The following is a 26,557-nucleotide window of genomic DNA, read 5'->3' as shown; positions in this document are numbered from 1 at the left end:
TCACTCCCTCTTTATTTACGGTGCTTTATAACACGTAACGTCAACTTCAACTTTTACATCAACCACTAAGTCAGCAACGGCACAAATACGCGCTGGTGGATGTTCACCGAAGTATTCTTTAAAGACTTTATTAAACGATTGAAAATAACGTGCATCGGTTAAGATCACTTTCACATGCACCACATCTTCTAAACCGTACCCCGCATCTGTCATAATTTTAATGCAGTTATCAATTGCTAAGCGTGACTGTTCAACAACACCACCTTCGACAACTTCACCATCGGTCATCGGTGTTTGACCAGAAACATAAAGCCAACCGCCAGCTTCTACTGCACTTGAAAACGGTAAATGTTGACCACCTGTACCTACGCCGCCATCAGCGCCAAAACGAGTAATTGTCATGATTTATTCCTCTTGATATATGTATGTTTTAAAAATTGTCCGGTGCGAGGAGAATGCTCTGTAGGGCATACTCCTTCACCTTGTTGGTAGGTTAACCGACCATTGACCCACAGCTTTTTAATGCCAGAAGAAACAGCAAAAGGTGCAGTAAAGTCAGCATTGTCAATGATGCTTTTTGGATCAAATAACACTAAATCAGCGTAATAGCCTGATTTAATCAGTCCCCGATTGTGTAAATTGAAATTTTCCGCCGACTTTCCTGTCATTTTATGAATTGCAGTTGCTAACGGAAATAATGATTTATCTCGGCTGTATCGTCCAAGTACGCGAGGAAACGCTCCCCACAACCTAGGGTGTGGATGTGGATCACACGGCAAGCCATCTGAACCAATCATGCTTCTGTCATATTTTAAAAATGCTTCAACATCTTGTTCGTTCATACCGTGGTAAACAGCACCTGCTGGCATTAAACGTTTTGCTGCATCCTGTAAGCTCACGTTCCACGTCTTCGCAATAGTCGCCAAGCTCTGACCGGCCATTGTTGGCTCTGCATCTGACCAGGTTATAAAAATTTCAAAATCATCAGTCACTTGGTTTAAATCTAAGGTGCTAGAACTTGCGTGATACGGATAACAATCACAGGCAATCGGCTGTTGTTGTGCGGCCTGCTCAACATGCGCTATGATCTCTTTTGATCTGCCCCAATTTTGCTTCCCTGCACATTTTAAATGAGAGATAACCACCGGTGATTGCACTTTCTTCCCTAAGGTAAACGCCTCATCTAACGCGTCAATAATCCCGTCAAACTCTGTGCGTAAATGCGTGGTATATAATGCATCAAAATCATGCAGTACACTGGCAAGAGCTTGTGTTTCGTGCTCAGTTGACGCTTTAGCATTTTTATAAGCCAGCCCTGTACTTAACCCCTTTGCACCTTGTTCAAGTGCACGGCGGAGTAATTGCTGCATTTTAGCAATTTCATCATCGGTAGCACCTCGAGATAAATCATCCATTACCTGCGCGCGTAATGCCGTATGACCCACCAATGCGACGACATTCACGTTAGGCGGTGCTGATGATAAATAATCAATATATTCAGACAAACAAGCAAAGTTAAACTCACCCTGCTTGCCCAACAAATTGATAGGGTCTGGTGGTTCAATGCCAAGTTGATAGGGGCTAGCACTGATGCCGCAATTTCCAACGACAACGGTAGAAACCCCCTGACTCACTTTGGCGAGCATGTCAGGGTTACGCACAACTTCCAGATCGTCATGGGTATGAACATCTATAAACCCTGGCGAAAGCACTAAACCTTTCGCATCAATAACATGTTTACTAAATGCCTGTGACTCACCTACCGTAGCAATTTTGTCTCCACAAATGGCAACATCAACTTGCTGAGCAGGGGCTCCGCTGCCATCTATTACTTGTGCATTTTTAATGATCAAATCGTACAAATCATGCTTCCTTTTAATCGCCTAATGGTGTTCTACTTGCACAACCACGATGCTCATCAAGTTGTAATTTAATTCGGCGCAATTTTTCACGCGAATTTCGCTGATTCTTAAACGCTACTTCACTTGCTAGCATGTCAATCGCAGCTAATAACACGTACCGTGATGCGCTTGGCATATAAATAAAATCCATTTCTTGAGTGGTGATAGGCAAGTGCACATCAGCCAACGCTGATAACTCGCCTTCTGGACAAATAGCAACGACTTTGCCACCGTACTCCTTAGCGATGTTGGCAGCTTCTAATACATCAGGGCTTTTACCGCTTAACGATAAACAAATCAGTAAATCATTGGCATCAATGCTTGCTGCTGTCATCCGCATTAACATGGGATCAGAATACGCATTACTTTTGACATCTAAGCGGAATAATCGATGTTGGCACTCTTGCGCAAAGATGGTACTACCACCGCCTACACCAAAAATTAAACAATGATTTGCCGCTAAAATTAATTCGGCTGCCGTGATACATTTATCTTTGGTGATTAAACCCCGATTAACCTGCAAAATATCTTGAATAGATTGATATACCTCTGGCATATCTTGTTGTTCGATATGCTGTTCATTATGAAAACGCTCTCCAACGGCAGCAACTTGTGCTAGCTGCAGTTTTAAATCACGTACATCATCACAAGCTAACGTTTTTGCTAAACGGGTAATACTGGCATGACTCACGCCTGCTTTTTTCGCCAACTGTTGAATGGCACAACGACTGGCAAACTTTAAATCTTTTCGGATCAAATCTGCTACTTTTTGTTCCGCCGGGCGCATGTGATCATAACGCTGACTTATTCGGGTTAAAATATCCATTTAGAAGTAAGTCGCCACTTGTTTTGTGATCACATGTTGGTCATTACTAATGCCAATAAAACGCCATTTATCAAACGTTAGACACGGGTGTGACGTTGAAAAACACATCATATCGCCAGGTTGTAAATCGGCACTTTCGTCAACCTTGAGCATCAAGTGTTGATCCATTATTTTTACCGACTCCCAGCTATTAGGTACTTGCTGTGGTTTGTCGTTACCAGGGCGATAATACAAGGTAGGGGTTGGCAACCCTGCGTCAAACGCAGCATCTCGCTTACCTAAACCGACAATGACTAATCCTGGTTCAGGCGTAGCATAAACATACGCCCACACGTAAAGGCTAGAAATCAGGTCGCCGCCAATATCACACGCTAGTTGGCTGCGTTGCATGATCGTTTGCTGCGCATCTTGATAGATGCCGGTATCATGTATCAAATAGCAACCAGGTCTAATAATGGCGGTAAAGTTTAATGATTGTTCTTGAGTTAATGCGTTAGCGACGACATCATACCAAGCGGAGCCAGCACCTGTAATGATCACATTTTCACCGTTGAATCGGCCTTGTTGCTGTAGCTGGTTAAACAATTGCTTAATACGCTCAATAAAATGCACTATCTTTGCTTGTGCATCTTCACCGTGAATCACGCCTTCATAAAAGCTAACACCCGATAACTGCAACGCAGGTTGTGCTGAAATTGCATCAACAAGTGGCTCAATGTTATCAATATTGCGCCAACCACAACGACCACCTGGCACGCCTATTTCTATCAACACGTTTAACGTTGCTTTTTGCTGTTGGAAAAATTCACCTAAAAACACAACATTAGCCACTGATTCAACAAAGCAATAAAATTCAACATCAGGATCTTGTAAAATTTCCACTAGTTGCTGACAGTGAAATTTACCGATTAATTGATTGGCGAGTATAAAGCGTTTAACGCCTTGTTTGTAAGCACTTACCACCTGAGGAATAGTTGCCAAGCTTATGCCCCAACATCCTTGTGACAACTGTTGCTTAAAAAGCTCTGGGGACATGGTAGTTTTACCATGCGGAGCTAATTTAACACCGGCTTGCTCACTAAAAGATTGCATCCACTGCGCATTACTCTGTAAAGATGCCTCATCAAGTACCGCTACGGGTAAGCCAACCTCTTCATTAAGAATATTCCAACCAGAGCCCTCTAACGCGGTTACATCGCCAAAGCCTTTATTTACATGCAGTTGCTGTTTGCTTGTTGTCATATTATCGCCTTTCAACAGACATCAATGTTAAAATATAACAACAATATATCAAATTAATAGTTACTAAGTAACATTAAAAGAGATAAATTTACTTATATCGCTATAGTGTTTAGTTATAATGTTGAGATAAAAGAGAAAATAATTTTTCTGCCGGTGCGATAATATGCTCGTGATTGCGATAAACGACATGCCAAAATACCGGTAACCCAGCTTCACCTAATCGGCATGTTGTTAAGGAAGCATCGGGGAGATAGCGGGTTAATTGACGTTGAGAAAATATAGACACACCTACATTTGCTTTAACTAACGCGAGAATGGCATCATTAAAACCTACTTGTAACACTTTTGGCGGGATAACCCCTGCTGGTTTAAAAAACAACTCATATTCACGTTCAGTTTCTGCTTCAGTTGAATTTGTCACATAGGTTTGATCGGCGAAATCTTCCGGCATCAAAAACGCCTGATTTGATTTGTGATGTTGCTTAGATAAACAAGCGACTAACTCATCTTGCGTGATCACTTTAGCAACATATTGCTCTGCATCTATTTCTAACTCGGCCTTAGCACTAGAAATAATAGCCACATCTACATCATGATTATGCAAAGCTTGAAGCGGTTTAACCGGTGATTGCGAAGTAATTTCAAGCTCTATTTGAGGGTAGCTTAACGAAAAACCTTCAAGTACATCAGGTAGCCATGAAAAGTTTGCATAGTGCGGCATACTAATGCGTAGCACCTGCTCAACACCATGAGTTAAGCGAGAAATATCATGTTCGACGCGCGCTAATTCTTGTAAAATTTTCTTGGCTGATACCAGCAAACGTTTACCCGCATTCGACATATAAATTCGACGACCACGGCGGTAGAATAATTGGCTATTTAAACGTTTTTCAGCCTCGCGAATACGGTTGGTTAATGCCGGCTGAGAAATAAATAATGCTTGAGCAGCCTCTTTTACCGTTTCACTTTCAGCTAACTGACAAATCATTTTTAAATGACTGATCGTTAATTGGCTTTTGCTAATATCCACTGAGTTTCAACATATCAATATTACTGATATATCATGCTATAACGATAAAAATAATTTCACAATTATAAATGAGTACGTAAAGCAAACAGTTCAGGAAAAAAACTAATATCTAATGCTTTCTTTAAAAAACTGACACCAGACGAACCACCTGTTCCTGCTTTATGACCAATAATACGTTGCACCGTATACATATGTTTAAACCGCCACTGCTGAAAGGCATCTTCAATATCAATCAATTTTTCAGCAAGCTCATACATCTGGAAATGTTCATCAGCATGTTGATAAACGTTTAACCATGCTTGCAGCACAGATTCATCTTGCTGATAGGGTTGGGTAAAATCTCTTTCAAGTACGTGCTTATCAATAGCCAAGCCATTTTTTGCTAATGCTCGAAGTACTTCATCGTATAAGCTTGGCGCATGAAGCACAGCATTTAAAGATTGATAACTTTCCGGTTGATTTTTATGCACCGCTAATAAACTCGCGTTTTTGTTCCCTAATAAAAATTCAAGTTTACGATAACCATATGATTGAAATCCAGATGAGTGGCCTAACGCATCACGAAATTTCAAATAATCAACAGGCGTCAATGTTGACAGAATGTGCCAAGATTGCGTTAGTTGATTAAGTATGTGTTTAACGCGAGAAATCACTTTAAAAGCGTGACCAAAGTCTGCTTGTTGAATATTTGTAATGGCAGCAGTTAATTCATGCCCAGCGAGCTTTAACCATAATTCACTTGTTTGATGAATAGTGATAAAGAGCATTTCATCATGTTGTTCAGAGACGGGTTTTTGAGCCGTTAATATTTGCTCAAGACATAAATAATCGCCATAAGACATGTCATCTTCAAAGTTGGTATGAATGCCCTCTTCCATATCGCGGTAGTTTGATTTTTTCTTATCCGAATTTGATGCTTGGTATGGACAACTCATGTTATACCTCTTGCTTGATCAGCGGTATTCTGTCACGACTCAATTCATATAGGGTCGTCATCACCGATTCGTCTTGCCAACATTGCTCAATATTATCTATGTGCATAATGTCATCCATGATTTTGGCTTGAATGTCACCTATTTCAAGTGCAGTTTTGTATGAAATATTGGGTGAAAATGTCACCATTGAATAGAGCGGGATCCATAATTCAGGATAACGTTGATGAAAGCGAGCTTCAATTTTCTTACGTAACAGAAAGCGTTCATCGCCGGCTAAGTCACTCATTTCAATAAAGTTACGCTTTGCTAATTCAATGATCGCATCGCCATTTTCTTTTCGCTCCTGCTGGTAGGCCATTAATGTTTGCTGCCAGTCTCCCTGAAAATTATCCAGTAGCTCACACAACACACGACAATCTTCAAAGCCACAGTTCATGCCTTGACCATAAAATGGCACCATTGCATGTGCAGCATCACCAATAAGTGCTACTTGATGATTAACCAACCAAGGGTAAACATGTACCAAACATAACGGTGAAGGTGCCTTCGCAAGAAATTCTTCTATCGGATTAACGAGTAACGGTAGCGCATCGGCAAAATACTGTTCAAAGAACGCTGCGACTGTTTCATATTCAGTGAACGCAGAGAATGAAACCTCACCTTGATGATCCATAAACAAGGTGCAAGTAAACGAGCCATCAGCATTCGGTAATGCGATCAGCATAAAATCTTTACGTGGCCAGATATGAAGCGCATTTTTTTCCATCAGATGTTCGCCGTTTTCCCCTGCCGGAATGGTTAATTCAATGTAGCTTTGCGGCATGTACTCTAAACTATAGCTTATTCGCTGCAGCGGCAGTTCTTGCATTAATCGTCTTACTTTAGAAAACGTGCCATCAGCGCCAAAAAGTAAATCGGTTTGATGTTGTTTGATTTGTTTATTTGCATCAATATAAGTCGCGGTGTTTGTGTCAAAATCATGCTGGGTGAGTCGATGAGAGAAATTTAGTGACACATTGTTTTGCTGTTCGGCTAATGTCATTAATTGTTCATTAATACCTGAGCGAGAAACAGACCAAATGGCTTGACTATCTTTGCCATAATTTTGTTTGGTGATATTCCCTTCAATATCGTGCATGACACGGCAATACATGGGAATCGCTTGTTGACGAATTTCTTCATCAACGCCCACTGCATTTAACGCTTTCCAACCACGATCGGAAAGCGCTAAATTAATCGATTTACCTTGATAGATATTGCTTTTTCGTGAATCTGGTCGAGATTCGAATAGATCAATAGGGTAACCGCGCTTAGCTAACATCAGCGCTAATAATGCGCCAACAGGCCCAGCACCGTTAATCGCAATAGATGGCTTAGCTATCATTGGCCATTTCCTTAAGCAAGGCGTTTAATTGTTGACCGAATTGATAGATATCTTCAAAGGAATTATACAGCGGCACGGGGGCAAGCCTAACCACATCTGGCTCTCTAAAATCAGTGATCACACCAGCGTTAGTTAATTGATTAAAAAATCGTTTATCGGTACCAATAAGCTTTACTGATAATTGGCATCCTCGTTGCTCTGGTGCTACGGGAGTAATAATTTGCAGTTTAATATGAGTAAACTTGTTAACAACATCATTAAACACATATTGCAAAAAGGCGGTGAGTGTAAGGCTCTTTTTTCGTAGCGCATCCATACCAGCCTTTTCAAAAATATCAAGTGATGATTTCAACACCGCCATCCCCATTATCGGCACATTGCTTAATTGCCAACCTTCAGCGCCTGCCATGGGCTCAAAGGTGTTTTCCATTAAAAACCGACGTTCTTTATTATGCCCCCACCAACCACCAAAACGGGGAATTTCGGTATCTTGACCATGCTTATCATGCACAAAAATTCCCCCGACATTACCAGCACTTCCGTTGAGATATTTGTAAGTACACCAAGCGGCAAAATCTACTTGCCAATCATGAAGTTTCAATGGCACATTACCAACAGCATGTGCCAAATCAAAACCCGCTAATGCGCCAACATTATGTGCAGCTGCGGTTAGTTTTTTCATATCAAATAGCTGGCCAGTAAAATAATTAACCCCACCGAAAAACACTAAGGCAAGTTCATCACGGTGCTCTTCAATCGCGGCTAAAATATCGCTTTCTCTGATGGTAAATTCACCCTCTCGCGGTGAAATTTCGATAATGGCTTCATCAGGTTCAAAGCCATGATGTTTTACTTGAGTTTCCAGTAAGTAGCGGTCAGATGGAAACATTTTAGCTTCACTGATAATTTTAAAACGCTGCTTAGACGGACGATAAAAGCTGACAAATAATAAATGTAAGTTGGTGGTCAACGAGTTCATACACACCACTTCTGATGCTTTTGCACCAACAAGTTCTGCACTTGCTGGTGTTAACAGTTCATGATAACTCACCCAAGGATTTCGACCGTGAAAATGCCCTTCTACTCCCCATGCAGCCCAATCATCAAGTTCTACTTGTAGATATTCTTTTGCTGCTTTCGGCTGTAAACCTAAAGAGTTTCCGGTGAAATACAAAACCTGCTTTCCCTCTATGACCGGGTGATAGAATTTATCTCGATAACTCGCTAATGGATCTTCATTATCAAGTTTTTGTGCATAAGCTAGGGTATTTTCAAAGGTCATAACATTCTCAATTAACAAGTCGGCAAAGAAAAAAATAATTGTGCATTCGTGGCGAGCATTTGTTGCTTTTTGGCATCCGATAAATTTGGCGCGGTTTTAATTAATGCGCCCATTTTTTGCTCACCTAACGGGAAAGGGTAATCAGTACCAAACAACAAACGATCGGTGGTCATTTTCTTAACCAATAATTCGAGCGCATCATGATCAAACACCGCGGTATCTAAATAAAATCTATCTAAGTAATGACTAGGCGGATATTCAGACTTACCACGGGCAATATCTCGATGAAGCCAAGCATTTTCCAATCGGCCAAGTAAAAAAGCGAATGCACCACCACCATGGGCAAAGCAAATCTTTAAGTCGCGGCTAATACGGTCAAAGCCACCACCCAAAATCATCGACACGATCGAAAGCTGCGTTTCAGCAGGCATTCCTACCGTCCAACCCATCATGTAATCTTTCGTGCGACTTGCTGCCATCATGTCCCAAGGGTGCACAAAAACCGGTATGTTCTCTGCAGCACAATGTTGAAGAAAGGTTAATACGCCTTCGTCATCCATGTTTTTCTCGCCCACGTGATTCCCAATTTGAATACCAACATGACCGGTGTTCATTGCTCGACTTGCTTCTTCACACGCAGCATCTGCATCTTGTAAAGGCACTTGTGCCATAGAAAACAAACGCCCTTTACCTTGTTGGCAAATCTCTAGCGCGGCATCATTGAATATCTGCGCACAGTACACCGCTTGTTCAAGGGGCTTTTCATAAGCGAATAAAATCGGCGTGGCAGAAATAATTTGCTGCGAAACGCCTTGGGCGTCCATTTCTGCCAATCTTATTTCAGGATCCCAGCAAGCGGCATAGATAGGACGAAATGGTTTATCGCCTTTCATTAACATCGCTTTGGCAAAGCCACTCTCATTTTTTTCATTCGGTAAATGTTGTAACCAAGGCCAATCGTTACCACCAAATTTCTCTTGAAGACTCGGCCATTCTTTTGGGAAAAAATGTGAATGTATATCAACCACCTGCATTAGCTGTGCTCCTCAAGTGATACCCAACCTTTCGGTGGCTCTTTACCAGGGTGTATCGTTTGACAGTGGGGGCAAGTTCTTGCTTGTTTATCTTGATAAAAAGCCTGATACAAAGGGGGAAGATCATCGACGATTGATGTCAATTGTACCTCGGTGCGATGTACTAACTCACCACATTCAAAGCAATACCATTCAAAAGCATCTTTCATACCTTTTGGTCGTTTAGGTTCGATCACTAAACCTATACTGCCAGCCATTGGACGTTGTGGTGAGTGCCTAACGTGTTTAGGCAAGAAAAACACATCCCCTTCACGAATAAACACATCTTTACATTGCCCCTCTTCAATCACTTTTAACACCATATCGCCTTTCAGTTGATAGAAGAACTCTTCAACGGGATCATCATGAAAGTCAGTTCGCTGGTTTGGACCACCAACAACGGTAACCATCATGTCGGTATTTTGCCAAACTTGTACGTTCCCGACAGGTGGCTGCAATAGCTCTTTATGCTCTTCGATCCATTGCATAAAATTAAACGCAGCTAAGTTTGCTTTCATAGCTATTTCTCGCTCTTTGCTAAGGGCTTATAGGCGATTGCTTTACACTCTATTAATAGATGAGGATGTGGAAGTTGATGCACAGCAACGGTTGTTCTTGTTGGGCCATCAAAATCAAAAAATTCACTGTAGGTTTCGTTATAGCCTTTAAAGTCATTCATGCTGACCAAAAACGTACTTATCTCGACCAAATCTGAGAGCTCTGCATCAACGGAATGTAAAATATCACGAATGTTTTCGATTACTGCGGTAGTTTGAGCACGAATATCTAAGGTCGTTGCACCGAACTCATCCACTTCCACGCCTGCAAAGCTGTTATCTGGCCGTCTTGAGCTCGTACCTGAAATATAGATAAAATCACCTGCACGTTTTACATGTGGAAATGTTCCTCGCGGTACGGCTTTTTTTGCTAATACTTTACTTTCCATCGTCATTTTTCGCTCTTATCAATGTTGATACAAATATTGGTAGGTTCGCTATAAAATGCCATAGAATGCGCGCCCCCTTCTCGACCGATGCCCGATAATTTAACGCCACCAAAAGGTGTTCGAAGATCACGTAAAAACCAAGTATTTACCCACACAAGACCAACCTCCATTTTCGGTGCTACTCGATGCGCTCTTGATAAGTTTTCCGTCCAAATAGCGGCGGCAAGGCCATAAACTGTGTTATTAGCTCGACTTATCACCTCTTGTTCACTATCAAACATTGCGACGTGACATATCGGGCCAAAAATTTCCTCTTGATTGACCGGATCTTCATCCGACAACCCCGTAATAATGGTTGGCTCAATGAAACAACCGTTATCACGTTCATCACCAAAATTAGGCACACCTCCCCCGGTAAGAACCTTTGCCCCTGATTTTTTTGCTTGTTGGTAATAGGACAATACTTTTTGTTGATGTTGTTTGGAAATTAATGGCCCGATAAGCACATTTGGCTCTTTCGGGTAACCTATTTTTATTGCTTTGGCTGCTTTTACTAAGCGCTCGACAAATTCTTGATATATTTCACGGTGTACATAGACGCGCTCAGTACATAGGCATACCTGACCACAATTAGTAAAGGAAGAGCGAGCTACGCCGGCAACGGCTTTATCAATATCTGCATCTTGAAAAACGATAGCAGCATTTTTACCGCCGAGCTCAAACGAAATCGGTTTAACTCCTGAGGCTACCCTTTTCATGATATGTTGCCCCGTAGATGACGACCCAGTAAATGTGATCGCATCCACTTTACCGTGCTCGGTGAGTAAATCACCAATCTTGTTACCGCGTCCTAGAATCAGATTGAACACACCATTAGGAAGACCTACTTCATCCATCACTTGCGCTAATAAAAAGGCTGTCGATGATGTTTCTTCAGAAGGTTTCAAGATCACGCAATTTCCGCAAGCCAATGCTGGCGCTATTTTCCAGGTTGCCAACAGTAAAGGGAGATTCCATGGTGAAATAATCGCGACAACCCCTAATGGTTTATTAACCGAATAATTGAGCGCCTGCTCACCACTAGCTGTTTCCGTCATAAACGTTTCACCAGAATGAAATTTTGCAAGGTCTGCAAAGGTACGAAAGTTTGCTGCGGCACGAGGAATATCGATGGTTTCAACTTGATGAAGTGATTTGCCAGTATCCGCTATTTCTGCGTCAATAAACTCGGTTAACCTTGCTTCAATACGATCAGCGACTTTATGCAATAACACGCTTCGCTGCTGAACACTCATTTGGCCCCAATCACCATTAAGTGCCTGTTTTGCAGCCTGAACTGCGGCATCAATTTTCTGTGGACTCGCTTCAGCAATATCCGCAATTTTTTCACCGTTTATCGGGCTAACATTATCAAAGTAAGTTTCACTTGGTTGAAACTGCCCATCAATGTAGCAGTGTAATGCATTTAGCATATTCATCAGATTGTTGCGTGCGTCATCAACTGACTGTATCGCCAACCAATAGATAAATATAATTAGTTATTTTTAGATAAAAGATAAATTTTATTGATATAAATAAGGGTAAAACCTTGTTTCAACGCCACTACATTTTCAAAAAATTTACTAACTGCTTATTTTATATTGATGACAAATACTTGTGGTCGGATGAGTTAGCACGTATAATTCTAGCTCGCTTTTCTAGGTCATTTACTGTCAACACGGACGTTCGTTACAAGGTTTTTAATGAACGCTGCACCCAAGGTTAGTTACCAAAACCTTATTGTTTTATTAGAAGTAAATAAAACGTTTACCTTTGCTCACCATCAAACTGTTTGCGCCTTGAAAAGAATATGTCGTCAACAGACTACTCACATTGATATTGATTTTAAAAACACACTTTATATTGATTCAGCGGGCTTAGGTATGTTGTTGATATTGAAAAATTTCTGTCGTAAAAATCAAATACTATTACGTATTTTTAACGCAACACGCGGTAATACCGCTGACATGTTAACGATGATTGATTTATTACCATCTGTTGAAAATATGATGTCTAGCCAGGTAGAACCTGCATTAACAACTGCCTATATATAACGCTACTGCGCCAAGAAGAGCTGCGTTATCTAGTTCACTTTTTACGATAGTTAGATTAGTTCGTACTTTTTTATAAGGAAAACTATCTAATGACTGCCGAAGTGAATCAATATACAAATCAAACGATTTAGCGACAGAGCCACCAACAACAATCACTTTTGGGTCAACCGTAAACATTAAATAGCTGATGCCTTTTGCTAAGTGCTGAGCAAATTCATGAAAAATAGCTTGTGCCGCAACATCACCCGAGCGTGCTCTTTCAGCCAATTCGGCACCATTTACTTGGTGGATTTTAGTAAAAAAAGAACCTGAGCAATAATCATCAAGTGTTCCCTTTAAATACGGAATGCCGCCGAGCTCACCCGCACAACAGTTATGGCCAGCATACAATTGATCGTTTAAATAAAACCCTGTACCAAAGCCAGTACCTAGGCAAATTCCAACTACATTTTTCTCAAAACGGGCAACATCACCAAAAGTGGCTTCTCCTGCAACAAAACAATTTACATCATTATTGATGTATACGGGTAAATCGAAATAGTCACTCAATTCGTCTTTTAGTGGATATTTTTGCCATGCAGGAATGTTGACCGCATCGAATACGATGCCATTTTCAACATCAACAATACAAGGTACGCCGATACAGATAGCTGAAGTATCTGAAGCAATCATTGCAGCAATGCCATCAATTAAAAACTGACGTATCTGTGCTGAACTACCATGCGCACAAAAGGGTATTTCTTGATTATGTTCAATAATGCCGTCGCGGAATCGACCAAAATTTACTTTAGTACCGCCAATGTCTAAAGTAACAAACGAAGTGGGTTGCATTGGAAAACCTAATAACGTTAGAAGATATGCCGAGCATTAATGGATACTCGGCGTCATATTTGAGTATATTACTGAACGTTGAAACTTCTACCTGCACGATCTTCGGCAGCATTACGTGCTCTTACATCTACACTACCAGATACCGCAACCGGTGCATCATAAGCTTGCCATTCACCGCCATTGACTCGATATTCAAGAGGTAAACCAGGCAATGAGCTATTGATATGCAATTTGCCGTCTATTAGTTTTGCGCCAACAGTCGGTACACGATAAAACACGCCAAGTTTATCAAGCTTAATCAGCTCTTTTTGTGCGATGGCATTGCCAAATGCTTGCCATTTTGCATCACGCTGCGCTTTTAGCTCTTCTGTTAGCAAACCTGTATCTTTAGAGTATTTAGCACCGTTATAGTTATAAGGTACTGACCATTCTGCCTCATGCCAAGCGCGCTCGGCTAATGACAATAAACGCGGATAAAGCATGTATTCGGCTTGCTCTTCACTGCGTATGGTTTCACTCCAGATTTGTCCTTGAACGCCAGCTACGGTAAAACCTTCTGGTAAAGGTTTATGTACCACATTGCCATCTTCATCTTTTTGCACGGTATCATCAATTTCAAAAGGTTTACCTAACGTTGTTAAACGAAACTCCGCATTTATCGGTAAATTATCCGGGATAAAATTAAACACATTACGGCTGTCAATACGACGTGAAGCCCAATTATAGCCACGTTCTTTAGGATCTACTTCATATGGAAAATCAAAATAAAAAACATCAGGCACTGATAACACAACATTCCAACCACGATGTGCTTGCTCGCTCACCATCTTATGCGCGCCCCATGGTAAAGCTCCCCAAATGTACGAATACACATCTTTAGGCATGTTCTCAACGTGCGTTTCACCTAAGCCGTCATTCCAACCACCAACAGAAATGCCTTTACTGACGATCATGTTAGAAACACGTTCAATAAAGTGCGCGCCTAAATGTTTGATATCAGAAACATCGTTACTTGTATCAGCGACTAATGCCTTACATGCAGGCGATTCAACCCAAGCGCCTGCTGTTTCATCAGCGCCAATGTGATACATATTAAGTGGATGTTTTGCTTGTTTATGCAAAGAAATTAAATCTTCTAATACTTGATCAACAAACGCATATGACGACTCTAAACACACATTAATGGTATTGTCGTTATAATGTTGAATGGAACGATATTCTGTTTTATCTTCTAAATCTGATAATAAGTATTTAGTCGCTTCAACTTCATTTTCTTCTGCCATATAGCGATGGTATCTCGATTCCATCGCTTTCACTGCAACTCGTGAATGGCCTGGCATGTCTAATGAAGGAATAACTTGGACATGATGACGACTCGCATAATTCAAAATATCAAGATAATCTTGCACACTGTAGTAACCATCACGTTCGCTTGCATCTGCACCACCTAATTGCGGCTGCATACAATGTTTGTCTGACAAGTCTAAACAACGTTTTGAACCAATATCTGTCAGCTCAGGAAAGCTCGGTAATTCAATACGCCATCCTTCATCTTCCGCTAAATGCATATGCAATTTGTTTAACTTATATGCACCCATTTGTTCAATAAGACGAAAGATCATCTCTTTACTATGAAAATTACGTGCAACATCCATATGTTGTCCACGGTATGAATATTTCGGCGCATCGTTAATATTGACATAAGGCAATGTAAGTTCATCAACCAGTAATAAACTTGCTAACGTTTGTACTCCGTAAAAAGCACCCGCTAAATCAGCTGCTGCAATAGTAACGCCTTGATCAGAAGTGGTTAATTGATAGCTCTCAGCAGTTCGTAGCCCTTTAGTGATACGAATACTAACTGCAATGCCGTTATCTGATTGTTCAACACCGAATGTTGCTAAACGATCGAATGCTGCGCTGACATCAGATGCTTCTAAACCCTGATAACTCACTGCTAAACCTTGTGAAACATCAAGCTGTTTTTCAGCATCAGTGACGGTTAATTCACGAGGGGTCGGTATAACGGTAGTCGCCAACTGACGGCTATCTACTTCAACATCAGCATTGTGCTCATATAACCACTCAGCATTTGCATATTGGTTAATATCTTCTGGTGTTGATTTTATTTGCTTTGGAATATCCGTGTAAGGCTCTATCCAAGGTGTTAGTTCTAATTTTGTTTCAGGATCAATGGTTGTTCGTGTGCTATCAATGACTGCTGGCTTCAGGCTATTACCCGCTATCCAATAATTTGGCATTAATTGTGAGTGAGTGACATGAGTAGCCGCCATATACACTTGTATTGATTGGGTTTCACCGGCCTTAAAGCCAGAAAACTTATCTGTTGGTGAAATTTGATGTATATCACCATTGTAAAATTCAATGTCTAGAGTATCTGATTTTCCTGCATAAATAGGATAAACCTGTGAATAGTAAATGTGCCAATCATTGACATTAATATCTTCTGGCGAAGTAAATTTAATATGAGCACTAAAACAATGTTTAACTGCTTTACCATCACGATCAGGGCAGTCAGTTTCAATATTACTTAACACTTGGTATTTTACATCAAGTGTTGTCGCTAACGTATCAAGCGAGGCTTGATCTATGCTTGCTAGCTTGGACGGCTTATCTGCATCTACTTTACTGACAGTACCTTCTTGGCTACAACCTGCAATAGCAAAAGCCATTGCACTGCATGCCAAAAATATTCGTGATAATTTCATGTGTTTATTACCTTATCGTTTAGCTGCCCCAAATGAGCAGCCATTTTAAAAGCTTCTCTTATCTCTATTCATATTACGTAACTGTTGAATCAGCATGGTGTTTGTTAAACAACTTAATTGTTTTGTTCACCACTAAAGGTTTTGCCCAAAAACCAATAGTAAAAATATAACCTAAGGTGATATACACCACGATCATACCCACACGTAAATCGCCAGTTATGTCGGCTATTGCACCTATCAAAGGAGATGCTAAACCACCACCGACAATACCGGTACATAAGATGCCAGCGAAAGAACCGTGATGCTCTGCGACTGAATTCAACGCCAGTGAAAATATTACTGACCACATTACCGATAGGAAAAAACCCACTAGCGGAAATGCATTCACCGAGACTTCTGCACTACCAAATAACGCAAATGACAGCGCTATCATTGCAGCCCCAGAAAAAATTTTCAAGACTAAACGGCTATCTAATAACTTAACCAACACCAAACCTAACAAACAACCTAGTGTCAGCATTAACCAAAAATCACTAACGACTTCAGCGCCTACGATAACGGGATCTAAACCATGGTAGCGTTCTAAGAAAATTGAAATGGCGTTAGCAACACCTTGCTCTGTACCGACATATGCAGCAATACCGATAAAAAATAATATCACTGATTTGTTTTTCAATAATTGCTTATAAATACCAATCGCACCAACAGCTTCGTCTTCTTTTAACTCAACTTTTGGCAATTTAATTAACGTAATTAAGATAAGCATTGCGACAGATACAGCGGCAAAAATCCAATACATTGAAAGCCAGCTCATATTCGCTGGAACATTATTATTGAAAAAACCTATGATGCCAGACGTTTCACCACTTGCCATCGCCTGAACAACATTGCTATACACAATAGGGCTTAGAGTTGCAGCACCACCGAAAAGCAATTGAGCTAGCACTGAGTAAAAAGCAAAGTGTTCTTGGCCACCTGATACACGCAATAATGGATTAATTGCTACCTGCAACATTGCCATACCAGTACCCACTAAAAATAACGACCCCATCGCCATAAAAAAACTAGGGTTCAACACAAAAAGGAAAGACCCGGTAGCAGCCATGACAAAAGCGGCTAACATGACGAATTTTTCACCGTATTTATCCACTAAAATACCCGAAGGGATTGACATCACACCGTAAGCAGCAAAAAAAGAAAACGGTAAAAAACCCGCGACAGCTAGGCTAATATCAAAATCTTTAACCAGCGATGGAAATAGCGGTCCCAGAATATTAGTGATAAAAGAAATAGCAAAGAACGTAACGAGTACAAGTGCGACTCCTGTGTAATTTGTCTTCATGTAAGTGTCCTTATTGTTATATTAATATTCCATCAGCGTGTTAATTATTTGAAACACACTTTAGTTTTACTGTATTACTCACTTGTTCACCAGTAGAAAAGTTTTCATGCTTACCGACATTTTCAGTTCACGCTCACATACTTTTTCAAAAACCTTCCACTCAATTTGTTATATTTTTATAAAGATATTGCGTTCGTATAACCATTTTGAACACCACCAGAAAAACACAACATGCAAAAAGGCAAACAAAAATGAGGCGAATTTTTCAGGAAAAACAATAGCTAAGCTATTAAACATAAAGTGATGAATAGTCCCGTCACCAACAGGGAAAAAGTTATAACTTGCTACCCAAACCCAAGACAACACATAAATAAACAATGGATTTGTGCCGTATACTAATAAAGGTTTAACTGGCTTTTCATATTTTTTAATATCAATCAGATAAACAAAAACCGCTAAGGTTAAACAAGCATAACCTGCCGTATAAATGACGTAGGAGCTTGTCCATAATGCTTTATTAATAGGTATAACGAAGTCTAGGGCCAAGCCAGCAATAAGCGCTAGAAAACCTAGTTGAATGAGCTTAATCATAGAATCACGTTTATCGTTTATTTGACTAATAAAGCGAGTAATTTCAAAGCCAAATAAAGCACTGACAATCGCAGGTATCGTACTCACGAGCCCTTCGGGATCAAACGGTACGCCGAAGCCACCATAAATATGATTAGCTCCTAACACAGCAATATCAACTTGGCGTACTAAATTACTCTCTAATGTGTAAGCCCCTTCACCGACCGTCATTAACAAAAAGTGATAGCCAACAAGGATAAGAGCAGAAGTAATTAACACCCCACGCTGTCTAAATAGCAGCACAATAAAAGCAGCAAAAATGTAAGCAATACCAATACGTTGTAACACGCCCATAATGCGCCACGTATCAGGATCGCCAGTGAAAGGATAGATGTTGAGTAAAAAACCGATTAAAAAGATTAAAAACCCTCGCTTGATCACTTTAAAGGCTAATGGGGCATCTAATTGAAAATCGACTTTTTTAAAAGCGAAAAACATTGCTGAACCGACAATAAACATAAAGAATGGAAAAACCAGATCTGTTGGGGTCAATCCATGCCATTTTGCATGTAGTAACGGCGCATAAACATGTGACCATGTGCCAGGCGTATTAACCAGAATCATCAAAGCGATGGTGAGCCCACGGAAGGCATCAAGAGCGATATAACGTTGCACTATTTTCTCCAAACTTAATAGTTAAGTACATTTAATTTATGAGGTGAGTGTTATACATATTCTGGAAGTCACCTTACAGTCCTTGCCTCATCCAGTGTTAACCATTAAATCCGTTTTGAACATATTATCTCTCAACCACAATATAAACGTGCTGAACAATATCTTCACTGCAACAATACCTTTAACGATGCTTAAAATATTCAGTGTTTGAATGTAAACGATCAATAAAAACGTGCTGAATACTAGTGTGCTGGGTATCAATCATCTATTGATATACTTTTCCATCATTTACTGATACTTTTCTATTAGCACTCGTAACACCACTAACACCATGAAATTATTATTTGAAAAAATTATTCCTTCCGAAAATTCCTCATGGCGTTATTGGTTATATGAGCAAGAACATATTGGTTTTCATTGGCATTACCATCCTGAGTACGAAATAGCATTAACGCTGAATAGCAAAGGTCAACGTTATGTGGGTGACAATATTGATGACTACGATGAATTTGATATGGCTTTTCTCGGGCCTCATTTACCCCATACTTGGTGTTCTTCCCCTGCCGTCAAAGGGAAAAAGCAGCAAGTTTATGTGGCTCAACTCCCTATCAGCTGGCTAGAAAGTCTTGTATTTGGTATGCCTGATTTAGAAAAATTCAAACCACTGCTATCGTTGTCAAAAAGAGGGATAACCTTTGGTAAACAAGCCGTTGTTAATGCCGCTAAGGTATTTTCAACCATGCAAAATGCTGACGCTAGCACACGATTCATCGGCTTACTTAACATATTAGATATTATGGCCAATGATCCTGATAAAAAGCCATTATCAAGCAGTGGCTACAGCGTTGTGCTCACCTCTGATCCTTCAACCGATAAATTGGATAAAGTTATTCGTTACATCCATGAACATTACACCGAAACTATTCGTGCGGAACACCTTGCAGAATTAGTACATATGAGCACCAACCATTTTCATCGTTTTTTTAAGCACCGCACTGAGCAAACATTCACTGAGTTTGTTAATCAATTACGTATTAGCAAGGCATGTTCGTTATTGATAAATAGTCAAAAGCCAATTTACACCATTAGTGATACTTGTGGTTTTAATAATATTTCCAATTTCAATCGCCGATTTTTACAATTTAAAGCAATGAAACCGAGCGAATTTCGCAAAATCTATGCAGGGAAAAATGTTGTGCTTGCGTAGAGGTGATAAACACGCTATTTGCCAACTATACTCGCCATATAGTCATTGAAAGTAAACTCCCCTCAATAAAAGCATCTTATATAAGCTAAACAAGTGACAAGGCATTCCTTTTTACTGTAACTTCTGTAAATATAAGCACGCTATTTACAAAATAATAATAACTCATGAACATTGTTTTAAAGTTACTCATATTGCTACTTAAAGATTTTTCTATATTTTCAGCCCCAGGCTTACGCCGCATTCGTTGGTGGTTATATCGGAAATATTTTAACGCTCATGAATTACATGTAGACACAAGAGTTACTATCGTCAAAGCGCATAAAAATAATAATAGTAAATTAATACTTTCAAGTAGCATTCATATCGGCAAAGATGTGTATATCGATTTTTCGGGTGGTGTGCATATCGAAGAGCAAGTTTCAATTTCTGAAGGTGCAAAAATATATACGCACAATCACAATATACATGATGGCGAAACAAATTGGCGTTTAAACGGCGTTACTTTTTCAGCGATTCATATCGAAAAGTACAGTTGGATCGGTGCAAATGCCATTATTCTCCCATCTGTCGACTTCATTGGACAAGGCGCTATTATTGCAGCAGGGGCAGTACTAACAAAAAACGCTGAATCGTTTGGAATCTATGCTGGTAATCCAGCTGTCAAAGTAGGTGAAAGGCGGATAGGTGAACGTTAATAAGCAACTAGTGTTGAGCTTTGGCTTGTATGGCCTTGGTTTATTGTCATTTTTTCTTGCTGATTTATATATAGTCGCAAATTACCCTAGCGATATAGTGACACAATGGGCCTTCTATAAATCAACCCTTTTTATCGCTGCCAGTGTCTGCATTCTGGGGTTAGATCAGGTAATCATACGAACACCCAATCAAAGCAAAAAGATATTCATTGCTTTTCTAGTCCAAAGCACTCTGGTTTGTTGCATTCTTTACATTGCTTCTACTGTATTTTTAACATTAGCCATCAGCACTTTACAGCTAATAATGAGTGTTTATTTTCTTAGTATTTTAACCATGATTTCAGCCATATTTCGCGCGAATCATTTATTAACACTTGCACAATTAGCAACTAATGGCTGGAAGATTGCAATATTAACTTGTATGGTTTTATCACTTTTAAATGTTGAGTCTTGGTTCACCGCTAGCTTAAGTATTTTGCTATTGTTTTCTCTTTATTACTTGAACAAAACGAAAATAATTAACAAAACAATAACACACAATACGATTCAAGAATCTAATCATCGTAACGTTGGACTTGCATTTTTTTTTCACAATATAACACTGGTTGTTGCAATTTATGGTGAACAAATGCTTATTAACGCATTGGGTCACCAAAAGACAGCCTATATTCTTTATACACACTTCGTTATGTTCAGTTCTATTGCCATTAGTTTTTTTGGTTTTTTCGGTTTCTACCTTGCACCCAAAATAAAAACAATGGATGTATTTACTTTACACACTTTTAAAGCTTACTCCGTGAAACTTTTTATAGTTTCCATTGCTTTATCTACTTTATCAATTGCCTTCGGTTTTCTTATCTACAAGCTATATTACCAAGATAAAGGAATTCAATTAGAACCAAGCATAATTATCTCTATCTTTATAATGTGTATTGCAAGAGGAAGTTATACTGTATCTTCAATTTGCCTAGGTCTTTTTGCCCGTCATGAGACACTAGCCTTTACCGCTAAGCTTAACTGGCTGTTCATGTTGACTTATCTAACTATTATTTACCTTTTGTTAACTAAAAGCTTGCCAATATACATTCTATTTACCTCAATAAGTGCAACAACAGCAATACATTGGAGCGTGCGCGCCTTTGTTTCCCAAAGATATGCACGTTTAGCCCTAATTGAAAAAGAAAAGCTATGTGTATAAAAACGACTTTCACGATTATCGCTCCGGTATCCTCATTATCCAATAGAACTAGGCTCTTTAAACTAGCAAACTTTTTATTCAATGATAAAAAAGTTAACTCGCTTAAGCATATTGCTTGGATAAGAGACGCAAGTGAAGCAATAGAAAAAGAATTACCAACGCATAAAATCGAAACTAAAGCTCTTATTACTGGCGGGGGCTATGGCGGTAAATTGACTAAACTTCTTTATATATGGTGGATGCTTCGTGTATTTGGTTACTGCCTATTAAGAAAAGATAACTCTCCTATTTGGGCCTTAGGATTTGAAACAGCTTTTCCGGCACTGTTAGCAGCTAAAATCAGAAAGTTTGACATTATCTTCGATGATGCTGATAGGTTTTCACTCGTTTTTCCCTTTCCCAGTTTTATTAAACGATGTATTCAAGCATTAGAAGAATATACTTCAACACGCGTCTTAATGCATGTGATCCCTGGCGAAGATAGGTATAAACAGTTGTCAAAAAATATGTTCACGTTAAAAAATACCCCCTCAAGAGAAGAGTTATCTAAAGCAAAGAAACTGTACCGTGAAAATAATTGGCCAACGTCGAAGATCATTATTAATATAAATGGCTGGCTTGGCAAAGATAGGGGAATGAATGCTGCCTTATATATAGCCAATAAATTTCAATCAGATGAGATTAAATTTATTGTCGCAGGTAAAGTCGATTGTAAAGCTGCTCAGGAATTGATATCACTCGATAATGTTAGCTACCTTGGTAAAGTGTCAAATGCAATGGCTTTAGCGTCTTACTTCTCTTCTGATTACGTCTTAACCTACTATGATCCAGCTATCGAAATTAATAAATTTGCTCAATCGAACAAATGGGGGGATGCACTTAGCACCAATACAAACATCATTGTAAACTCAGAAGTAAAAACCGCTAAATCACTTCGAAAGTATCCAGGAACAATTATGGTACCGTATCATGATACTGATCTATTGATAAAAATACTTAGGCAAAAATTAACAACATTTAAAGAACAGCAAACAAACTGCTCGGGCACGCAACCAGTATGTTTTGAACAACAATTACACGACTTATTTAATAAGGCAATATGTTGATTATTAGCAAGTCATATAAAGGAATCATACTTTTATGGTAACTTCATTGTTCTTAACATTAAGTATATTTTTTCTCTTTATTGCCCTTTTTAGAGTCTATAACTTAGGTGTAGCACGTTTATTTAATAGTCCTATTGTTTTATCAACAATCTTTTTCTTTCTGATCCATCTAATGATGCCACTACTGCAATGGGACGTAAGTTACTTTAGATACAACGTTGAGTACGATCTCCAACCATACATTTTTTCATTACTTTTTGTTGCTTTGCTTCATGCTGTTTTTATCTTTGGGCTGTCTTGTTTTCCAGTCGATGAAAAGCCAGAGCTATTACACTTTAATTTAAGCCACACTTTTCTAAAAAGAGCGTTGCAAGTGACAACAGTTATTTTTTTAGTCGGTGCTTATTATGCAGGAAAAAACATCATACACATACTCACATTAGGCTACGAAAATTACATCACTGATCGAATATCAATGGGAGTTGGTAACGGGCTTAGTTTGTTACTTGCCCATTGGACATACGTGTCATGTCTGCTATTTTTCTTTGTTTTTTATCATGGAAAAAAAAGCTTTTGGATAAATAAAATTAGCTTAGTCGGGTTCATTGTTTCATTGGTTTTAGCAGCAACTTATTATGGTATCAACAGTAATAGAAATTCACTTTTTCTTTTAATTATTAGTTTATTATCTTTTTCGCTATCGTTTAATCGCAAGTATGCAGGGCACCTCACTTTTAGCCAGTTACGCAAAACCGTTTCATTACTTTTTGTGATATTAAGTATTGTTTTTGCACTACATACCATTGGCAAAATGCGTAGCAAAGCAAGTACATTAAATACTCAAACAACAGAGTATGGTCTTATCAATTCCCTTAATGGTGCATTTGGTAACCACGAAAACATTGTTTGGTTAATGGAAAACGAACAAGATTTGGAGCTTGGCATCACCTATCTAGCAGGTTTTGCTAACTTTATTCCACGCTCTATTTGGCCAAAAAAGCCAGTAGGAGCTGGGCCACGTCTAAAAAATGCAATTTACCCAGGCTCTTACGTTGTAGGTAGAAAAGGTAATTCCTCACTTACTACAGGGCTTTATACCGAATTAATGATGAACTTTGGTCGCATTGGTGCGTTGGTTGGAAGTTTAATTTTTGCTGCTACGTTAAGCTTAATGCTTTTTAAATTAAAAAGGCAGCAGTCGCCTATAATTCGACTAATTTTTTTATTTTCTGTCGTTATGTTTTCAGCACAATTTATGTATGCTGAATTCCTCGGTTTTTTTGCACGATATATTTTCTCTATTGTGCCATTTTTAATCCTTTATATAGCAACAAGGCATATCAAGAGCTAATCAATAATGAAACAAATACTACAACATATGGGAAATGGTGAAACGTCAATTATTGAGGCGCCTGAACCACAAAATAAAGCTGGCCATTTAGTGATTGAATCTAGCGTGAGCTTAATCAGTGTAGGTACTGAGCGTATGCTAGTCGATTTTGGCAAAGCATCATTAATTGATAAAGCTCGTCAACAACCCGATAAAGTAAAAATGGTATTGGATAAAATTCAAACCGACGGTGTATTTACCACGCTCGATGCGGTTAAATCGAAACTTGCACAGCCATTACCGCTTGGTTATTGCCACGTTGGAAATGTAAAAAGTGTCGGCGATAATATAAGTAACTTTGCCATTGGCGATAGAGTCGTCTCTAATGGGCCTCATGCAGATGTTGTGAGAGTTGCAAAACATTTATCCGCTAAAATACCTGACAACGTTGACGATGAAAGTGCAGCCTTTACCGTATTAGCATCAATTGGTTTGCAAGGAATTCGCCTAGTTAAGCCTACTTTAGGTGAACATATTGTTGTGATTGGTGCAGGATTAATCGGGCTATTAACGATTCAATTGTTAATGGCAAACGGATGCCGGGTTTTAGCCGTTGATTTTGATAACGAGAAACTTGCACTTGCCCAACAATTTGGTGCTGAAATATGTAACCCAAGTGCTGGTGAAGACCCTGTGACAGCAGGGCTTGCATTTAGCCGGCAACAAGGTGTTGATGCCGTGATTATTACCGCTAGCACATCATCAAGTGACCCTGTATCTCAAGCAGCCAATATGTCGCGAAAACGAGGGAGAATTGTGCTTGTTGGCGTGACGGGTTTAACACTAAATCGCAGTGAGTTTTACGAAAAAGAACTTAGCTTTCAAGTGTCATGTTCCTACGGCCCAGGTCGTTACGATGATAATTACGAATCCCAGGGACAAGACTACCCTATAGGCTTTGTTCGCTGGACAGAACAACGCAACTTTACCGCAATATTAGATATGATGTCGCTAGGTAAGCTTAATGTTAAGCCGTTAATTAGCCATCGTTATCTTTTTGACAAGGCCCTTGATGCCTATCAAGAACTTTCTGAAAACAAATCGGCGTTAGGGATTTTATTAACGTACCCAACAGTAGAAAATAGTCCCCCAATTACACACTTAACACTTAACTCACCATCTGCAACAAAAAGTAGCGTAACAATGGGATTTATTGGTGCAGGGAATTATGCTTCTCGCGTATTAATACCCGCATTTAAAGCAGCAGATGCGTGTTTACATTCATTAGCCACATCAACCGGTATTAATAGTGTTATCCATGGCAAAAATAATGGGTTTCTACAAGCAACAACCGATACAGACGCGATGTTAAATGATGAAACAATCAATACAGTTGCTATTGTTACTCAACACAACAGCCATGCCGGATTTATCAATAAAGCATTAGCAAACAATAAACATGTTTTTGTCGAAAAGCCTCTGGCGATTAATCAATCGCAACACGATAGCGTGATCTCACAATATAAAAAATCTGAAAAGCAATTATTGATGGTAGGCTTTAATCGCCGCTTTGCACCGCAAATTGTTAAAATGAAGCAATTATTATCAGGTATATCGGCACCTAAATCTTTTATCATCACCGTTAATGCCGGTGTTATTCCTGCAAATCACTGGACGCAAAACCCAGAAGTTGGTGGCGGTCGAATTTTAGGGGAAGCATGTCACTTCATTGATCTGATGCGCCACTTAGCTAGCAGCAAGATAGTGTCAATTCAAGCGCATAAAATGGGTAATGACACTGCGGTTTCTGTTTGTGATGATAAAGTAGCGATTATTCTCGGTTTTGAAGATGGTAGTTTTGGTACTATTCATTATTTAGCGAATGGTTCGGCATCTTTTCCAAAAGAACGTATTGAGGTATTTGTTGAAGGTAAGGTGTTGCAGCTAGATAATTTTCGTAAACTGACAGGTTACGGTTTTAAAGGCTTTAAAAAAATGCATTTATGGCAACAAGATAAAGGGCAAAAAGCGTGCGCTAAAGCCTTTGTTGATGCTATTGAAAACGGCAAACCAAGCCCTATTCCAGCAGATGAGTTATTTGAAGTATCACAAGCCACGTTAGATGTGGTTCATCTGCTTGAGAACAAGAATAAATAACAGCT

The 26,557-nt window shown here is 39.4% G+C and carries 23 protein-coding genes; 7 read left to right on the top strand and 16 right to left on the bottom strand.

Annotated features, from left to right (window positions below; translation table 11 throughout):
* Positions 1-15: 15 nt before the first annotated feature.
* The 12 genes from BI291_RS07330 to BI291_RS07275 all read right to left on the bottom strand — a co-directional run bounded on the left by BI291_RS07330 (position 16) and on the right by BI291_RS07275 (position 12,097).
* Entirely contained in the window at positions 16-402 is a 387-nt protein-coding gene (locus BI291_RS07330; protein WP_074497784.1) for a RidA family protein, read from the bottom strand.
* Positions 399-1,862, bottom strand: a complete 1,464-nt coding sequence (locus BI291_RS07325; RefSeq protein ID WP_139302580.1) for an amidohydrolase family protein — start codon at positions 1,860-1,862, stop codon at positions 399-401. Before BI291_RS07325 ends, BI291_RS07330 begins: the two co-directional genes overlap by 4 nt.
* Positions 1,863-1,875: 13 nt before the next feature.
* Entirely contained in the window at positions 1,876-2,727 is an 852-nt protein-coding gene (locus BI291_RS07320; protein ID WP_074497782.1) for a MurR/RpiR family transcriptional regulator, read from the bottom strand.
* The gene (locus BI291_RS07315) at positions 2,728-3,969 is read right to left on the bottom strand and encodes an amino acid deaminase (RefSeq protein WP_074497781.1); all 1,242 of its coding nucleotides are present in this window, start codon (positions 3,967-3,969) and stop codon (positions 2,728-2,730) included.
* A gap of 109 nt (positions 3,970-4,078) precedes the next feature.
* Positions 4,079-4,999, bottom strand: coding sequence for a LysR family transcriptional regulator (locus tag BI291_RS07310; protein ID WP_074497780.1), 921 nt, complete (start codon positions 4,997-4,999; stop codon positions 4,079-4,081).
* A gap of 62 nt (positions 5,000-5,061) precedes the next feature.
* The gene (gene kynA, locus BI291_RS07305) at positions 5,062-5,934 is read right to left on the bottom strand and encodes a tryptophan 2,3-dioxygenase (RefSeq protein ID WP_074497778.1); all 873 of its coding nucleotides are present in this window, start codon (positions 5,932-5,934) and stop codon (positions 5,062-5,064) included.
* A gap of 1 nt (position 5,935) precedes the next feature.
* Positions 5,936-7,318, bottom strand: coding sequence for an NAD(P)/FAD-dependent oxidoreductase (locus BI291_RS07300; protein WP_074497776.1), 1,383 nt, complete (start codon positions 7,316-7,318; stop codon positions 5,936-5,938).
* A complete protein-coding gene (gene kynU, locus BI291_RS07295) occupies positions 7,308-8,600 on the bottom strand; it encodes a kynureninase (RefSeq protein ID WP_074497774.1) in 1,293 nt (430 codons plus the stop codon). The genes BI291_RS07300 and kynU overlap by 11 nt, the downstream gene beginning before the upstream one ends.
* A gap of 11 nt (positions 8,601-8,611) precedes the next feature.
* Positions 8,612-9,634, bottom strand: a complete 1,023-nt coding sequence (locus BI291_RS07290; protein WP_074497771.1) for an amidohydrolase family protein — start codon at positions 9,632-9,634, stop codon at positions 8,612-8,614.
* Positions 9,634-10,191, bottom strand: a complete 558-nt coding sequence (locus BI291_RS07285; RefSeq protein ID WP_074497769.1) for a 3-hydroxyanthranilate 3,4-dioxygenase — start codon at positions 10,189-10,191, stop codon at positions 9,634-9,636. Before BI291_RS07285 ends, BI291_RS07290 begins: the two co-directional genes overlap by 1 nt.
* A 2-nt stretch (positions 10,192-10,193) precedes the next feature.
* The gene (locus tag BI291_RS07280; RefSeq protein ID WP_074497766.1) at positions 10,194-10,625 is read right to left on the bottom strand and encodes a RidA family protein; all 432 of its coding nucleotides are present in this window, start codon (positions 10,623-10,625) and stop codon (positions 10,194-10,196) included.
* Positions 10,622-12,097 (bottom strand): 2-hydroxymuconic semialdehyde dehydrogenase, encoded by a 1,476-nt coding sequence (locus BI291_RS07275; RefSeq protein ID WP_074497764.1) that lies wholly within the window; start codon positions 12,095-12,097, stop codon positions 10,622-10,624. The genes BI291_RS07280 and BI291_RS07275 overlap by 4 nt, the downstream gene beginning before the upstream one ends.
* 264 nt (positions 12,098-12,361) lie before the next feature.
* Here BI291_RS07275 and BI291_RS07270 point away from each other — a divergent pair, with 264 nt between their 5' ends.
* Complete coding sequence (locus BI291_RS07270; protein ID WP_074497762.1) at positions 12,362-12,712, top strand: STAS domain-containing protein; 351 nt, start codon at positions 12,362-12,364, stop codon at positions 12,710-12,712.
* Here BI291_RS07270 and BI291_RS07265 read toward each other — a convergent pair.
* The 4 genes from BI291_RS07265 to BI291_RS07250 form a co-directional block, all read right to left on the bottom strand.
* Positions 12,692-13,543, bottom strand: a complete 852-nt coding sequence (locus BI291_RS07265; protein ID WP_074497759.1) for an ROK family protein — start codon at positions 13,541-13,543, stop codon at positions 12,692-12,694. The two genes, BI291_RS07270 and BI291_RS07265, sit on opposite strands and share 21 nt — an antisense overlap.
* A gap of 68 nt (positions 13,544-13,611) precedes the next feature.
* Positions 13,612-16,272, bottom strand: a complete 2,661-nt coding sequence (locus tag BI291_RS07260) for a family 20 glycosylhydrolase (RefSeq protein WP_074497757.1) — start codon at positions 16,270-16,272, stop codon at positions 13,612-13,614.
* Positions 16,273-16,345: 73 nt separating this feature from the next.
* Positions 16,346-17,614, bottom strand: a complete 1,269-nt coding sequence (locus BI291_RS07255; RefSeq protein WP_074497755.1) for an MFS transporter — start codon at positions 17,612-17,614, stop codon at positions 16,346-16,348.
* A 168-nt stretch (positions 17,615-17,782) separates the two neighbouring features.
* Entirely contained in the window at positions 17,783-18,859 is a 1,077-nt protein-coding gene (locus BI291_RS07250; RefSeq protein WP_074497753.1) for an acyltransferase family protein, read from the bottom strand.
* Positions 18,860-19,190: 331 nt separating this feature from the next.
* Here BI291_RS07250 and BI291_RS07245 point away from each other — a divergent pair, with 331 nt between their 5' ends.
* From BI291_RS07245 to BI291_RS07220, 6 genes are all read left to right on the top strand, one after another.
* Positions 19,191-20,066, top strand: coding sequence for an AraC family transcriptional regulator (locus BI291_RS07245; protein ID WP_074497750.1), 876 nt, complete (start codon positions 19,191-19,193; stop codon positions 20,064-20,066).
* 164 nt (positions 20,067-20,230) lie between these two features.
* A complete protein-coding gene (locus BI291_RS07240; protein WP_074497748.1) occupies positions 20,231-20,761 on the top strand; it encodes an acyltransferase in 531 nt (176 codons plus the stop codon).
* Positions 20,751-21,959, top strand: coding sequence for a hypothetical protein (locus BI291_RS07235; protein ID WP_074497746.1), 1,209 nt, complete (start codon positions 20,751-20,753; stop codon positions 21,957-21,959). Before BI291_RS07240 ends, BI291_RS07235 begins: the two co-directional genes overlap by 11 nt.
* Positions 21,950-23,065, top strand: a complete 1,116-nt coding sequence (locus tag BI291_RS07230) for a hypothetical protein (protein ID WP_074497744.1) — start codon at positions 21,950-21,952, stop codon at positions 23,063-23,065. The genes BI291_RS07235 and BI291_RS07230 overlap by 10 nt, the downstream gene beginning before the upstream one ends.
* Positions 23,066-23,099: 34 nt before the next feature.
* Complete coding sequence (locus BI291_RS07225) at positions 23,100-24,416, top strand: hypothetical protein (protein ID WP_074497742.1); 1,317 nt, start codon at positions 23,100-23,102, stop codon at positions 24,414-24,416.
* A gap of 6 nt (positions 24,417-24,422) precedes the next feature.
* Positions 24,423-26,552: a bi-domain-containing oxidoreductase gene (locus tag BI291_RS07220; RefSeq protein ID WP_074497740.1), complete on the top strand. Its 2,130-nt coding sequence runs from the start codon at positions 24,423-24,425 to the stop codon at positions 26,550-26,552.
* Positions 26,553-26,557: the final 5 nt, after the last annotated feature.

The organism is Thalassotalea sp. PP2-459 (assembly GCF_001913705.1).
GTDB lineage: Bacteria > Pseudomonadota > Gammaproteobacteria > Enterobacterales > Alteromonadaceae > Thalassotalea_C > Thalassotalea_C hakodatensis.
Note: the sequence above shows the minus strand (reverse complement) of the source record. Positions and strands in the feature narration are given on the sequence as shown.